Origin of the sequence: Microbacterium sp. Beta (genome assembly GCF_005502545.1) — a bacterium.
Taxonomy (GTDB): domain Bacteria; phylum Actinomycetota; class Actinomycetes; order Actinomycetales; family Microbacteriaceae; genus Microbacterium; species Microbacterium oxydans.
In genome coordinates this window covers 1-11545 of record NZ_SCOG01000002.1, presented here as the reverse complement: position 1 = coordinate 11545, position 11545 = coordinate 1, and the positions used below count along the sequence as shown (strand labels likewise).

Sequence of the window (11545 nt, the reverse complement as noted above, 5' to 3'; positions counted from 1 at the left end):
TCTGGAAGCTCGATGCGCAGCTTTTTCGATGCGCATGGGGCGGGGCTGAGTGTTCCCCCAGCCTAGGGGAAGGTAACGTTGTCTCCGTGCACGTACTCAGCGTCAGCTCTCTCAAGGGAGGCGTCGGCAAGACGACCGTGACACTCGGGCTGGCCTCAGCGGCTTTCGCCCGAGGAGTCCGGACGCTCGTCGTCGACCTCGACCCGCAGTCCGACGTCTCCACCGGGATGGACATCCAGGTGGCCGGACGACTCAACATCGCCGATGTCCTGGCGAACCCGAAGGAGAAGGTCGTCCGTCAGGCGATCACGTCCAGCGGGTGGGCGAAGGTGCACCCCGGGACGATCGATGTCCTCATCGGCAGCCCCTCCGCGATCAATTTCGACGGCCCGCACCCGAGCGTGCGCGACGTGTGGAAGCTGGAAGAGGCTCTCGCATCCGTCGAGTCCGAGTACGACCTCGTGCTCGTCGACTGCGCACCGTCGCTGAACGCCCTGACCCGCACGGCGTGGGCGGCGAGCGACCGCGTCATGGTCGTCACCGAGCCCGGCCTCTTCTCCGTCGCCGCAGCCGACCGTGCCCTCCGCGCGATCGAGGAGATCCGCCGCGGTCTCTCGCCGCGACTCCAGCCGCTCGGCATCGTGGTGAACCGCGTGCGTCCGCAGTCCATCGAGCACCAGTTCCGCATCAAGGAGCTCCGCGACATGTTCGGCCCTCTCGTGCTCTCCCCCCAGCTTCCGGAACGCACGTCTCTGCAGCAGGCGCAGGGCGCCGCCAAGCCCCTGCACATCTGGCCGGGCGACTCCGCTCAGGAACTCGCCGCCGACTTCGACCAGCTGCTCGACCGCATCATCCGCACCGGACGCATCGCCGTGCCCGAGAGCGGTCAGCAGAGCTGACACCTCCGACGCATACAGCGAAACGGCCGCCCTCTTCGAGGACGGCCGTTTTCTGTCTGTGGGTGAGGCGCTGTATCACGCCGAGCGCTTGGTCCGGCGAGCCGACAGCTCGTCGACGGGGTCAGGCGCCGTCGCGTCGAAGGAGACGAGCGTCGACTCCACCTCGCGGAGGACCTTGCCGACGGCGATGCCGAACACACCCTGCCCGCGGCTGACGAGGTCGATGACCTCGTCGTTCGACGTGCAGAGGTAGACCGAGGCTCCGTCGCTCATGAGCGTGGTTCCGGCCAGGTCGCGGATACCGGCACGCCGGAGCTCTTCGACGGCCGTGCGGATCTGCTGCAGCGAGATGCCGGTGTCGAGAAGGCTCTTCACCAGCTTGAGGACGAGGATGTCACGGAAGCCGTAGAGACGCTGCGAGCCGGAGCCGTTCGCGCCGCGCACGGTGGGCTCGACCAGCTCGGTGCGCGCCCAGTAGTCGAGCTGACGGTAGGTGATACCGGCGGCACGCGCTGCGACCGCACCACGGTAGCCGACCTCGTCATCCATGGCCGGGAGTCCGTCGGTGAAGAGGAGTTCGGGTACGAACCGCGGGTCGCCTGCGAGCTCATCCGCATTCATCTGAAATCCTCTCTGGAACGGTTTCTTCCACGGTAGAGCAGTGCCAGGGCACCGGCAATCACATCCGTGTGGCCGCGAAGGTGTGTCGCAATCAGTTCGTTACGAAAGCACGCGCGAGAGCGCATCCTTGACGAAGAGCGATCGCACCTCGTCGATGCGCGAGGCCAGTTCGGGGGCGAGTTCGCTGGCCTTCGCCCGTGACGCGGCGTCGGTCCGGCGCAGCAGCGCGGACATGGCGGATTCGATCAGGGCGACCTCACGTTCGGCGCCCTGACGCAGCGAGCGCAGGTGCCGTGGCTCGATGCCGTGGCGGTCGAGCGCGACCAGGCCGCGCAGCAGCGTCACGGTCGCCTCGGGATAGCTCTCCTGCGCGGTGATGACCCCTGTGCTGATCGCGTCGTTGAGAAGCTGCGGTCCCGCTCCCGCCGCGGCGAGGAGTTCGTCTCGGCGATAGCGACGGGGCGACGGGGCGATGGACGGCGGTGGCAGCAGCGGGGTCGAGTCCCCGGCGGCATCGGCCTCGTCGAGTTGCTCGCGGATCACGCTCAACGGAAGGTAGTGATCGCGCTGCAGGGTGAGCCCGAGACGGAGACGCTCGATGTCGGACGCCGAGAACTTCCGGTAGCCGGAGTCCGTGCGAGAAGGACTGACGATGCCCTGCACCTCGAGGAACCGCAGTTTGCTGGAGGTCAGGTCGGGAAACTCCGGGGTGAGCCTCGCGAGCACCTGACCGATACTCAGCAGGCCCGCGGACGCAGAGCGTTCGCGGGCGGGAGAGGCCGCCATCAGGCGTTCGCCGCCTGGCGGTCCTGCGGGGAGGCGAAGAAGTTCAGACGGAACTTGCCGACGCGGAGTTCGGAGCCGTCAGCCAGAGTGCTGCGGTCGACGCGCTCACCGTTGACATAGGTGCCGTTGAGCGAGCGCTGGTCGATGATCTCGAACGTCGATCCCGTGCGGGTGATCTCCGCATGCCGACGGGAGACGGTCACATCATCGAAGAAGATGTCGGCCTCGGGGTGGCGACCCACGGTCGTCACATCGGTGTCGAGGAGGTACCGTGCCCCGGCGAGAGCGCCGGAACGGACCAGCAGAAGAGCCGATCCTGCAGGCAGCGCGGCGATGGCCGTCTGCTCGACGTCGGTGAGCTCCACACCGAACGGCACGAAGGACAGATCGGAATCGTGTCCGAACGTCTGCGTCACGTCGTGTCTCTGCTCACCGGAACGGTGGATCGCGGCTTCTCCGGCCGGTCGGCTGTCGCTGTCAGTCACTGTGCCCTCCTGGTTGTCCAGACTAACGGATGCCGAGGGGCTCGCGGGAGGGCGCATCCACACTCAGCCGTCCCATACCGAGGATTCATAGGCTGTACTCGTGAAGACCAAAGCTCTGAGCCGCTCGGCCGCACCGATCGCCCTCGCCGCGACCCTGCTCGCCGCCTTCCTCGTGTTCCTCTCCCCGCTGTCGGCCTCGGCGCACGACGCGCTCGTCTCGTCGTCACCGGCAGCCGACGAGTCGGTCGAGACGGTCCCCGACACGCTGACCCTCACCTTCAGCGCGAAGCTGATCGGCGGCGAGGGCGCGACCGAGGTCGTCGTGACCGACCCCGCGGGGAACCCGATCACGGACGGGCCGGCGACGGTCGACGGTGCGATCGTCACGCAGCCCCTGCAGGGCGCGGGACCGGCCGGTGCCTATCATGTGATCTGGAAGGTCGTGTCGAGCGACGGGCACCCCACCTCCGGCGAGTACTCCTTCACCGTGACCGTGGGGGACGAAGGAGCCGCCACGGAGGAGCCCAGCGCCGCACCGACGACGGCCGCGCCGACCGCGGAGCAGACGGCATCCCCCGAGGTGACGAGCACGCCGACCGCGAACGCGGATGACGAGGCGGGTGGATCGGCGGCGATCTGGATCGTCGCGATCCTCGCTGTGCTCGTGGTCGCCGGCGTGGTCGTCTGGATCGTCATGAGCCGCCGCCGAGGCGCGGCCGCGACCGATTCCGACACCCCCTCGGAGCGATAGGCTTAAGGCATGCCACACTACGACGTCGTCATCCTTGGTGCAGGTCCTGGCGGATACGTCGCTGCGGTTCGCAGCGCGCAGCTCGGTCTCTCCACCGCCATCATCGAGGAGAAGTACTGGGGTGGTGTCTGCCTCAACGTCGGCTGCATCCCTTCCAAGGCGCTCCTGAAGAACGCGGAGCTCGCGCACACCCTGAACCACAAGGCCGACTTCTTCGGGATCTCCGGCGAGTTCACGATCGACTTCGGCAAGGCGTTCGACCGCAGCCGCGAGGTCGCGGAGGGTCGCGTCAAGGGCATCCACTTCCTGATGAAGAAGAACAAGGTGACCGAGTACAACGGTCGCGGCACCTTCACCGGCCCCAAGGCGATCTCGGTCGCCAAGGCCGACGGCTCCACCGAAGAGGTCACGTTCGACAACGTGATCATCGCCACCGGCTCCAAGGTGCGTCTGCTCCCCGGTGTCACGCTCAGCGAGAACGTCGTCACCTACGAAGAGCAGATCATGACCCGGGACCTGCCCGAGTCGATCGTCATCGTCGGCGCCGGCGCCATCGGCATGGAGTTCGCCTACGTCCTGACGAACTACGGCGTCAAGGTGACCATCATCGAGTTCCTCGACCGCGCACTCCCCAACGAGGATGCGGACGTGTCGAAGGAGATCACGAAGCAGTACAAGAACTACGGCGTCGACATCCTCACCTCGACCAAGGTCGAGTCGGTCGTCGACAACGGCTCGTCCGTCACCGTCACCTACACCGGCAAGGACGGACAGCAGTCGTCGATCGAGGCCGGCAAGGTTCTCATGTCGGTCGGGTTCGCCCCGAACATCGAGGGCTTCGGCCTGGAGAAGACCGGCGTGAAGCTGACCGAGCGCGGCGCGATCGACATCGACGACCACATGCGCACCAATGTGGAGGGCATCTACGCGATCGGCGATGTGACCGCCAAGCTGCAGCTCGCCCACGTGGCCGAGGCCCAGGGTGTGGTCGCGGCCGAGACCATCGGCGGCGCCGAGACCCAGACGCTGGGTGACTACCGCATGATGCCGCGGGCGACGTTCTGCTCCCCGCAGGTCGCCTCGTTCGGCCTCACCGAGCAGCAGGCCAAGGACGAGGGACGCGAGATCAAGGTCGCGACCTTCCCGTTCATGGCGAACGGCAAGGCACACGGCCTCGGCGAGCCGGTCGGCTTCGTCAAGCTGATCGCCGACGCCGAGCACCTCGAGCTCATCGGCGCGCACATGATCGGCCCCGATGTGTCGGAGCTCCTCCCCGAGCTGACGCTCGCACAGAAGTGGGACCTCACGGCTCTCGAGCTGGCCCGCAACGTGCACACGCACCCGACGCTGTCGGAGGCGCTGCAGGAGGGCTTCCACGGCCTCGCTGGCCACATGATCAACTTCTGATCGAGACTCCGCAGAAGGCCCGGTCCGCGCACAGCGGACCGGGCCTTCTGCATCCCCGGAGCCGGCGTCAGATCCCGCGCATCGTGAGCAGACCCGTCGTCCAGCCCCGCAACGGCGCCGAACCGAGGGCGCGCATCACCAGCTCCCTGCCCCGCACGACCGCAGCCGGCGCCGGCGCGCCCATCGACATGTAGAACCTCGAGCGTCGTCCGGCCATGGCGGCAGCCCGGCGCACGCGATGGTCGTAGGCGGCGAGGTCGGGAACCCGTGTCGGGAGGGAACGGACGAGCTGCTCGGCGAGGCGCACGGCGTCGGCCCACCCCAGGTTCATCCCCTGCCCTCCGATCGGGCTGACCTCGTGCGCGGCATCGCCCAGGAGCACGGCCCTCCCCCGATGCACCCGTGTGGCCATGTGCTGCGCGGCGACGAACGACGCCGGTTGCGCGCCCACCGGGAGCTCGAGGTCGATTCCGGTGCGCTGCCGGACGGCCGTGCGGAAGCCCGCTGCGGAACCGACCCCCTCGTCCCCCTCCCTCACCACCCATCGGCGCCGCCCACCCGGCAGCGGGAAGCACTCGACGAGTCCATCCGGCTCGCAGTGCAGGATCGCGCGGTCACCCGGAGTCTCGTCGTGCACGTCGAGCATCGAATACGACCCGCGCCCCGGCCGAGGACGCCAGCCGATCCGCAGGTCACCGCGCAGTCGGCTCCGCACCCCGTCGGCGACCACCACCATCGATGCGGTGACCTCGCGTGATCCTTCGATCGTCTCCGTCGCGACGACGACCTCGTCATTGGTCTGGCGCACCTCGCGCACCTCGCAGCCGACGACCAGAGCGTCGGGAGCGAGCGCGCGCAGACGGGCGCGCAGCACCGCATCCGTGTGAGGTTGCGGAAGCACCAGGACCGGGCGGTCGCGGTCGAAGGTCAGCGTCGCCAGAGTCCGCCGACGGCTACGCACCTCGCCGCCCGCGAGTCGCAGCGCCTCCGCCCGCACCTCGCCGCCGACCCCTGCCGCGTCCAGGGCATCCAGGCCGGGACGGTGGATGCCGATGGCTCTGGTCCGGTCGTCGGTCCCCGTCCGCCGCTCGCAGATCGTCACCCGCAGCCCCTCCTGCGCCAACAGACAGGCCAGCAGCAGACCGACAGGACCCGCACCGACGATCAGGACGTCATGTTCGGGCATGCGCTCCCACCCACCGCAGCTCCAGTCGAGAGGGCACGCCGCCGCGGACGACCCATCCGGGAGGAGCGATCGCCCTGAGCTCGGCCGTCGTGTACGAGCGGCGGATGCTGATGAGACCGTCCTCACGGATGAACGAGTCCGCGAGGAGGGTGCTCGAGATCGTCCAGGTGGCTGCGGAGAACAGCGCATGAGCAGTGCGGCTCCGAGCGATGTCACGGTGCGAGACCATCCCGCCGGGAGCGACGAGCCGCACGGAGTCGTCGAGCACCGTCCGCAGCTCGGCATCGTCGAGATGATGCAGCACGTGATTGGACAGCACCATGTCGTAGATCTCTCCCGCAGCCACCAGCTCGGTCGTGAGGGCACGACGGTAGCGGATGCCCGCGCCGCGATCGTGCGCCGATGCCCAGCGGATCGCCCGCACGTCGGCGTCGAGCGCGGTGACCTCTGCATCGAAGCCGTCCCGACGCAGTCTCCAGGCGAGCAGCCGACAGAGATCTCCCCCACCCGCACCGATGTCGAGGATACGCAAGGCGCGCGACTGCTCCCTGGCGTGCGCGGCCCGTGGCCGGACGTCACGCCGGTAGAGGCTACCCGGGCGGGAGACCAGAGCGTTCACGAACCCGAACCGCCCATAGGTCCGGGCCAGCATCCGTGCATCGGCGTCCGGGGCGTCCATCAACTCGCGGGTGTCGACGTCCCGCGTCGCGAGAGGCCGGGTCATGAACGAGGCGGTGCCACGACGGTCATCAGCGCGCTCTCGGCGGTCAGCCCCGGCCCGAAAGCCATCGCGGAGACGCGGTCACCGGCACGGGCACCCTCCTCCTCGAGGATCCGTTTCAGGATGAACAGCACGGTCGCGCTGGACATGTTGCCGTTGTTCCGCAGCACCTCCCTGGCCGGGTGCAGTTGAGCGTCGCTGAGGTTCAGCCGCTCCTGAACCTTGTCGAGGATGCTGCGTCCGCCCGGATGGATGGCCCAATGCTGCACGGCTTCCCCCACGCCGCCGCCTTCGAAGGCCTGCCCGAGGTCCTCTTCCGGACTGTACAGCGGCCGGAGCGCACCGATGATGGTCTCGCCGATGATCTGCGGGACGGCCGTGGAGAGGATCATCTCGAAACCGGTGTCTCCGATCGTCCAGGCCATGTCCTTCTCGCCTTCCGGCGCGATCGCGGTGTGGAAGCGATCCAGGCGCAGTGCGGGAACCGGGGAGGGGAGGTCGCGTGCCGTGACGATTCCGGCGGCCGCACCGTCGGCGAACAGCGAAGACGCGACGATCGTGTCGGGGTTCTCCGAGGTGCGAAGGTGAAGGGTGCACAGTTCGACGCTCACGACCAGGACGACCGCGTTCTCGTCCGCGGCGCAGAACTGACTCGCGGCCCGGAGCGCCGGCATCGACGCATAGCAGCCCATGAATCCGAAGTGGAAGCGCTGCACGGCATCGGAGAGGCCGAGCGCGCGCACGATCTCGTACTCGGGACCAGGGGCGTGGAACCCGGTGCAGGAGACCGTGATGACGTGTGTCACATCGGCGGGGCGGAGGTCGGGGTCGGCGTCGATCGCCCGCCGCGCGGCCTCGACGAAGAGCACGGTGGCCTCACGGGTGTAGAAGTCGTTGCGCGCTTTCGTGCCCGGAGCGAGCAGCATGCCCGTTCGGCGGTCGAAGAAGACGGGGTCGGTGACGTCCGAATCGGGTGACAGCTCATCGATCACCGTGTGGCGGGTGTCGATGCCCGAGACGTTGAACGAGGTCGTGACGATCCGTTGCGCGAGTCTTCCCAGGTCGGGCTGCTGTGCGAAGACGTCACGCACCTGCTCCTGCACGAGAACGGTGTCGGGGACGATCGTCTGCAGCGATCGAAGCACAGGCGTTCGGCTCATGGTGTCACTCAAGCACTGCGCACCGCTCGGGGGGAAGGGGTTGCGCCCGAGCGCTGTCCGCCCTAGACGCCGAGAGCTCTGGCGAGCTTCGACCCCGACGCCGACTCCGTGCCTCCGGCAGCAGCCACCGCCTGCTCCACCGCGTCGAAGAACGCGGTGCGTCCCGCCTCATCGGAGGGCGCGGCTGGACCGAGTTCCATCTCCCACTCACGCCATTCGCGCGTCACGTTCCCGCGCAGATCGGTCGCTCGCACCCGATCGTCGACGAACTCGGCGACCACCCCGTGCGGGCCGCTGAGCAGATAGGCGGTGCGGTCGTTCTCGATCCGGGCGAGCGGGGTGAGCGGAGCTGTCGTCCATTCGGAGATGGTCTCGGCCACGGCGGGAGGGAGCGTGTCGCCCTCTCCCAGCGGCCAGCCGAGTTCGAGTCGACCGTCTCCCTGTCGCGGCCCCTTCACGTGCCAGCCCTCGTCGGGGCCGCCGGTGCGACGACGCAGCGCCACTCCGGCACGCGAGAGAGTGCCCTCAGCGGTGTCGAAGTACCGGGCGTCCAGGGCGCGGACCTCTCCGGTGCTGACCGCCTCGACGCCGGGGATCCTCTCCCACCGGGGCAACGGGGTCTCGAGGTCGACGTCGTACTTGCGCTCGACCTCGACCGTGCGGGACGGCTCAGTCATCCTCGAGGGTGAGGTCCTCGAGCGACTCCTCGAACCAGTAGTCGACCTCGGTGGGACCGTCGCCCTCTCCAGTGTTCTGCGGTTCGCCGCGGCGGTTGTACACCACCTGCGTCTCGCTGTAGGGGACGATCAGCTTGTCGTCCGCGTCGCCGAGGGGGATGATCTGCCCGTCGAGCGGGCCGCCGTGAAGTCGTGCGAGTGCCATGTGCTCAGGGTAGCCCCGTCGTCGCAGAATGCGAGCGAGGCGTGCAGGTTCAGCCGAAGGCGACTCCGAGCAGGGCGCCGGCGATCATCCAGGGCCCGAAGGCGATGCGGGTCGCTCCGTCGGCTCTGCGCAGCAGGATGAGCACCAGCGCATAGAGCGCGCCCAGCACGAATGCCGAGGCCGCCCCGATCATCAGCGCCTGCCAGCCGTGCCATCCCAGCACCAGGCCGATGACGGCGGCGAGCTTCACGTCTCCCCCGCCCATCCCCGCGCGGCTGACCATCCGCAGCACGGCATAGAAACCACCGAGGACCACAAGGCCGATAGCGGCGCGCACGGACGACGCCCACTGCCCTGCGGCGAGAGCATCGATCGACACGAGCACCAGGAGGACACCGAGCGTCGGCAGCACGATCCGATCGGGGAGACGGTGAGTGCGGGCGTCGATCACGATGAGCCAGCCTCCGACACCGATCAAGGCAGCATGCACGAGCGCGATGAGCGTGAGCCGGATGTCCATCCCGGCAGGTTAGGAGATCGAGGGAGAACTCTCCGACAGCCTGTGGACAACCCCCTGGCGAATGTCCGATGTACGAACTATCGTCGATCAGACGACTTGTTATATTAGAATATATCTTCGAGAAAGGATGCAGGTGATCGGGCTCGACGCAATCGCCTCGCTCTCCCCCGCGGGCGACTCCCGTGCGGGAGAAGTGCTGCGGCTGCGTCGCGAGATCAGCCGGATGCAACGACGGCGCAGCGAACAGGCGCTGCTGCCCCTCGACCCTGCTTTCGCCTCACTCCTTCCGGAAGGGGGACTGCAGACCGGCACCTCCTACTCCGTGTCCCCTTCACCGAGCCTCGTCCTCGCGCTGCTCGGCGCCGCGTCGCAGAAGGGGCTGTGGTGCGCCGTGGTCGGCATGCCGACCCTCGGCGTGGAAGCCGCAGCCGCATTCGGCATCGACCTCGCCCGCCTGATCCTCGTACCGACGCCGGGAGATCGCTGGCTCGCCGCGACATCCGCTCTGGCCGAGGTCGTGCCCCTGATCGTCGTCTCCCCCGGCTCACGCGCACGAGACGCCGATGTCGCCCGGTTGAGCGCTCGTCTGCGCGATCGCGGTTGCACACTCCTCGTCACCGAGACACCGGGGGCGGAGCGCTGGCCACAGAGCGAAGGAACCATACGCCTGCATGACCCGCACTGGCACGGACTCGGCGCCGGATGGGGACTGCTCTCGGACTGCACGGTCACGGTGACCGCCCGGACACGGCACAGCCCTCGTCCGTCGAGCGTGCGCGTGCAGCTGCCAGGAGGACATGGTGCGGTCGAGACCGTCGGAGCCGAGCTCACCGCGCTGCCGGCGCTCGCTCCGGAGACCGCCATATCGAGCGGATCCCCGCCACCTGAACTCCTGCGATGGGCGGAAGCCGGATGAACAGCCCGCTCCGTGTGCTGGTGCTGTGGTTCCCCGATTGGCCGATGCGGGCGGCGCTCGGCATCGCTCCCCCGCACCCGCCCACCGCCCTGGTGCAGGCGAACACGATCGTCGCCTGCACCGCGTCCGCCAGGGAGCACGGTGTGCGCACCGGTCAGCGCCGCAGGATCGCGCAGGGGCACCTCGCCTCTTTGCGCGTGCTCCCCCACGATCCCGACCGCGACGAGCGGGCCTTCCTGCCGGTGCTGCACCTGATCGAGAAGCATGCGCCAGGGGTCACGCTGCTGCGACCGGGACTCGCGATCCTCCGCGCCAGAGGCATCTCCCGCTATCACGGAGGAGAGACGGAAGCCGCCGAAGCCCTCACCGCCGTCCTGGCCGATGCAGGGTTCCCCGAGGTGCGGGTCGGCGTCGCCGACGGCCCGTTCACGGCTGAGATCGCGGCTCGCGGCACCGCACCATGCACAGTGGTGCCGCCGGGGGCGTCCGGAGAGTTCCTGGCACCGTATCCCGTCCAGGTGCTGCGCGACGAGCAGATCGCCGGACTCCTCGTCAGGCTCGGCGTGCGCACGCTCGGTGAATTCGCATCCCTCACCGCGCTCGACGTGCGCGACCGTTTCGGCGAGCACGGCGCCCGCTTGCACGCCCTCGCCGCCGGTGCCGACTCCCGTCCGCTGACGCCGCGCCCGCCCGATCCGGAGCTGGTGCGGGCCATCGAGTTCGACTCCCCGCTGGGGGGAACGGACCAGGTGGCCTTCGCGGTGCGTCAGACGGCGGACGCGGTGATGCTCGCTCTGGGCGACGCCTCCCTCGTCTGTACGGAGGTGCGGATCGATCTGACCGACGACAACGGCGCCGTCTTCTCCCGGTCCTGGCTGCATCCGACCTGTTTCGACGCCTCCGACCTCGTCGACCGGGTGCGCTGGCAGCTGGAATCCCTGGCCGCGCAGTCCGCGAAGGAGCCGGTCGACGAGGCGCGGGCGTTCGGCGGCATCGTGGCGGTGCGGATCGTTCCCGCGGCCGTGGACGATGCCGCGCACCACCAGCCGGGGCTCTTCGGCTCCGGCACGGATGAACGTCTGCACCATGCGGTCTCGCGCGTGCAGACCATGCTGGGCCATCAGGGCGTGGTCACCGCCGCCGTCGCCGGTGGTCGCTGGCTCGCGGATCGCCAGGTGCTCACCCCGTGGGGAGAGCGCACCGTCCCGCCC

At 68.7% G+C, this 11545-nt stretch carries 14 protein-coding genes; 5 read left to right on the top strand and 9 right to left on the bottom strand.

Annotation, left to right across the window (positions count from 1 at the left end):
• The first annotated feature begins 86 nt into the window (after nt 1-86).
• Nucleotides 87-899 carry a ParA family protein gene (locus FFS56_RS02795; protein ID WP_046749338.1) on the top strand — a complete coding sequence of 271 codons (813 nt, stop codon included), beginning with the start codon at nt 87-89 and terminating at the stop codon, nt 897-899.
• Between the two features lie 75 nt (nt 900-974).
• On the opposite strand, the gene FFS56_RS02790 is transcribed toward FFS56_RS02795, so the two are convergent.
• From FFS56_RS02790 to FFS56_RS02780, 3 genes are all read right to left on the bottom strand, one after another.
• Complete coding sequence (locus FFS56_RS02790; protein WP_046749339.1) at nt 975-1520, bottom strand: MerR family transcriptional regulator; 546 nt, start codon at nt 1518-1520, stop codon at nt 975-977.
• Between the two features lie 99 nt (nt 1521-1619).
• Nucleotides 1620-2306: a MerR family transcriptional regulator gene (locus FFS56_RS02785; RefSeq protein WP_046749340.1), complete on the bottom strand. Its 687-nt coding sequence runs from the start codon at nt 2304-2306 to the stop codon at nt 1620-1622.
• The gene (locus FFS56_RS02780; protein ID WP_046749341.1) at nt 2306-2791 is read right to left on the bottom strand and encodes an FHA domain-containing protein; all 486 of its coding nucleotides are present in this window, start codon (nt 2789-2791) and stop codon (nt 2306-2308) included. Before FFS56_RS02780 ends, FFS56_RS02785 begins: the two co-directional genes overlap by 1 nt.
• Nucleotides 2792-2891: 100 nt before the next feature.
• Here FFS56_RS02780 and FFS56_RS02775 point away from each other — a divergent pair, with 100 nt between their 5' ends.
• Both FFS56_RS02775 and lpdA read left to right on the top strand, forming a co-directional pair.
• Entirely contained in the window at nt 2892-3542 is a 651-nt protein-coding gene (locus tag FFS56_RS02775) for a copper resistance CopC family protein (protein WP_061018625.1), read from the top strand.
• 9 nt (nt 3543-3551) lie between these two features.
• Nucleotides 3552-4949 (top strand): dihydrolipoyl dehydrogenase, encoded by a 1398-nt coding sequence (lpdA, locus tag FFS56_RS02770; protein ID WP_046749343.1) that lies wholly within the window; start codon nt 3552-3554, stop codon nt 4947-4949.
• Between the two features lie 67 nt (nt 4950-5016).
• Here the strand turns inward: lpdA and FFS56_RS02765 are convergent, their stop codons facing one another.
• The 6 genes from FFS56_RS02765 to FFS56_RS02740 all read right to left on the bottom strand — a co-directional run bounded on the left by FFS56_RS02765 (nt 5017) and on the right by FFS56_RS02740 (nt 9418).
• Entirely contained in the window at nt 5017-6135 is a 1119-nt protein-coding gene (locus FFS56_RS02765; RefSeq protein ID WP_046749344.1) for an NAD(P)/FAD-dependent oxidoreductase, read from the bottom strand.
• Nucleotides 6122-6859, bottom strand: coding sequence for a methyltransferase domain-containing protein (locus tag FFS56_RS02760; RefSeq protein WP_127012059.1), 738 nt, complete (start codon nt 6857-6859; stop codon nt 6122-6124). The genes FFS56_RS02765 and FFS56_RS02760 overlap by 14 nt, the downstream gene beginning before the upstream one ends.
• Nucleotides 6856-8016 carry a type III polyketide synthase gene (locus FFS56_RS02755; RefSeq protein WP_046749346.1) on the bottom strand — a complete coding sequence of 387 codons (1161 nt, stop codon included), beginning with the start codon at nt 8014-8016 and terminating at the stop codon, nt 6856-6858. The genes FFS56_RS02760 and FFS56_RS02755 overlap by 4 nt, the downstream gene beginning before the upstream one ends.
• Before the next feature lie 62 nt (nt 8017-8078).
• Nucleotides 8079-8693: a CYTH domain-containing protein gene (locus FFS56_RS02750; RefSeq protein WP_127012058.1), complete on the bottom strand. Its 615-nt coding sequence runs from the start codon at nt 8691-8693 to the stop codon at nt 8079-8081.
• Nucleotides 8686-8898 (bottom strand): hypothetical protein, encoded by a 213-nt coding sequence (locus FFS56_RS02745; RefSeq protein WP_046749348.1) that lies wholly within the window; start codon nt 8896-8898, stop codon nt 8686-8688. Before FFS56_RS02745 ends, FFS56_RS02750 begins: the two co-directional genes overlap by 8 nt.
• 49 nt (nt 8899-8947) lie before the next feature.
• Complete coding sequence (locus tag FFS56_RS02740) at nt 8948-9418, bottom strand: A24 family peptidase (protein WP_127012057.1); 471 nt, start codon at nt 9416-9418, stop codon at nt 8948-8950.
• A gap of 127 nt (nt 9419-9545) precedes the next feature.
• On the opposite strand from FFS56_RS02740, the gene FFS56_RS02735 reads away from it, so the two are divergent.
• Together FFS56_RS02735 and FFS56_RS02730 are read left to right on the top strand one after the other, a co-directional pair.
• Nucleotides 9546-10334 carry a hypothetical protein gene (locus tag FFS56_RS02735; protein WP_046749350.1) on the top strand — a complete coding sequence of 263 codons (789 nt, stop codon included), beginning with the start codon at nt 9546-9548 and terminating at the stop codon, nt 10332-10334.
• Nucleotides 10331-11545: DNA polymerase Y family protein (locus tag FFS56_RS02730; protein ID WP_137772322.1), on the top strand; the 1215-nt coding region annotated here is incomplete at its 3' end. The genes FFS56_RS02735 and FFS56_RS02730, both read left to right, overlap by 4 nt.

What these genes read in the sequence shown, in the direction of transcription:
- FFS56_RS02790 (WP_046749339.1), bottom strand. Translation starts at nt 1,520, where the DNA reads ATGAATGCGGATGAGCTCGCAGGCGACCCGCGGTTCGTACCCGAACTC.
- FFS56_RS02785 (WP_046749340.1), bottom strand. Translation starts at nt 2,306, where the DNA reads ATGGCGGCCTCTCCCGCCCGCGAACGCTCTGCGTCCGCGGGCCTGCTG.
- lpdA (WP_046749343.1), top strand. Translation starts at nt 3,552, where the DNA reads ATGCCACACTACGACGTCGTCATCCTTGGTGCAGGTCCTGGCGGATAC.
- FFS56_RS02765 (WP_046749344.1), bottom strand. Translation starts at nt 6,135, where the DNA reads ATGCCCGAACATGACGTCCTGATCGTCGGTGCGGGTCCTGTCGGTCTG.
- FFS56_RS02760 (WP_127012059.1), bottom strand. Translation starts at nt 6,859, where the DNA reads ATGACCCGGCCTCTCGCGACGCGGGACGTCGACACCCGCGAGTTGATG.
- FFS56_RS02755 (WP_046749346.1), bottom strand. Translation starts at nt 8,016, where the DNA reads ATGAGCCGAACGCCTGTGCTTCGATCGCTGCAGACGATCGTCCCCGAC.
- FFS56_RS02750 (WP_127012058.1), bottom strand. Translation starts at nt 8,693, where the DNA reads ATGACTGAGCCGTCCCGCACGGTCGAGGTCGAGCGCAAGTACGACGTC.
- FFS56_RS02745 (WP_046749348.1), bottom strand. Translation starts at nt 8,898, where the DNA reads ATGGCACTCGCACGACTTCACGGCGGCCCGCTCGACGGGCAGATCATC.
- FFS56_RS02740 (WP_127012057.1), bottom strand. Translation starts at nt 9,418, where the DNA reads ATGGACATCCGGCTCACGCTCATCGCGCTCGTGCATGCTGCCTTGATC.
- FFS56_RS02735 (WP_046749350.1), top strand. Translation starts at nt 9,546, where the DNA reads ATGCAGGTGATCGGGCTCGACGCAATCGCCTCGCTCTCCCCCGCGGGC.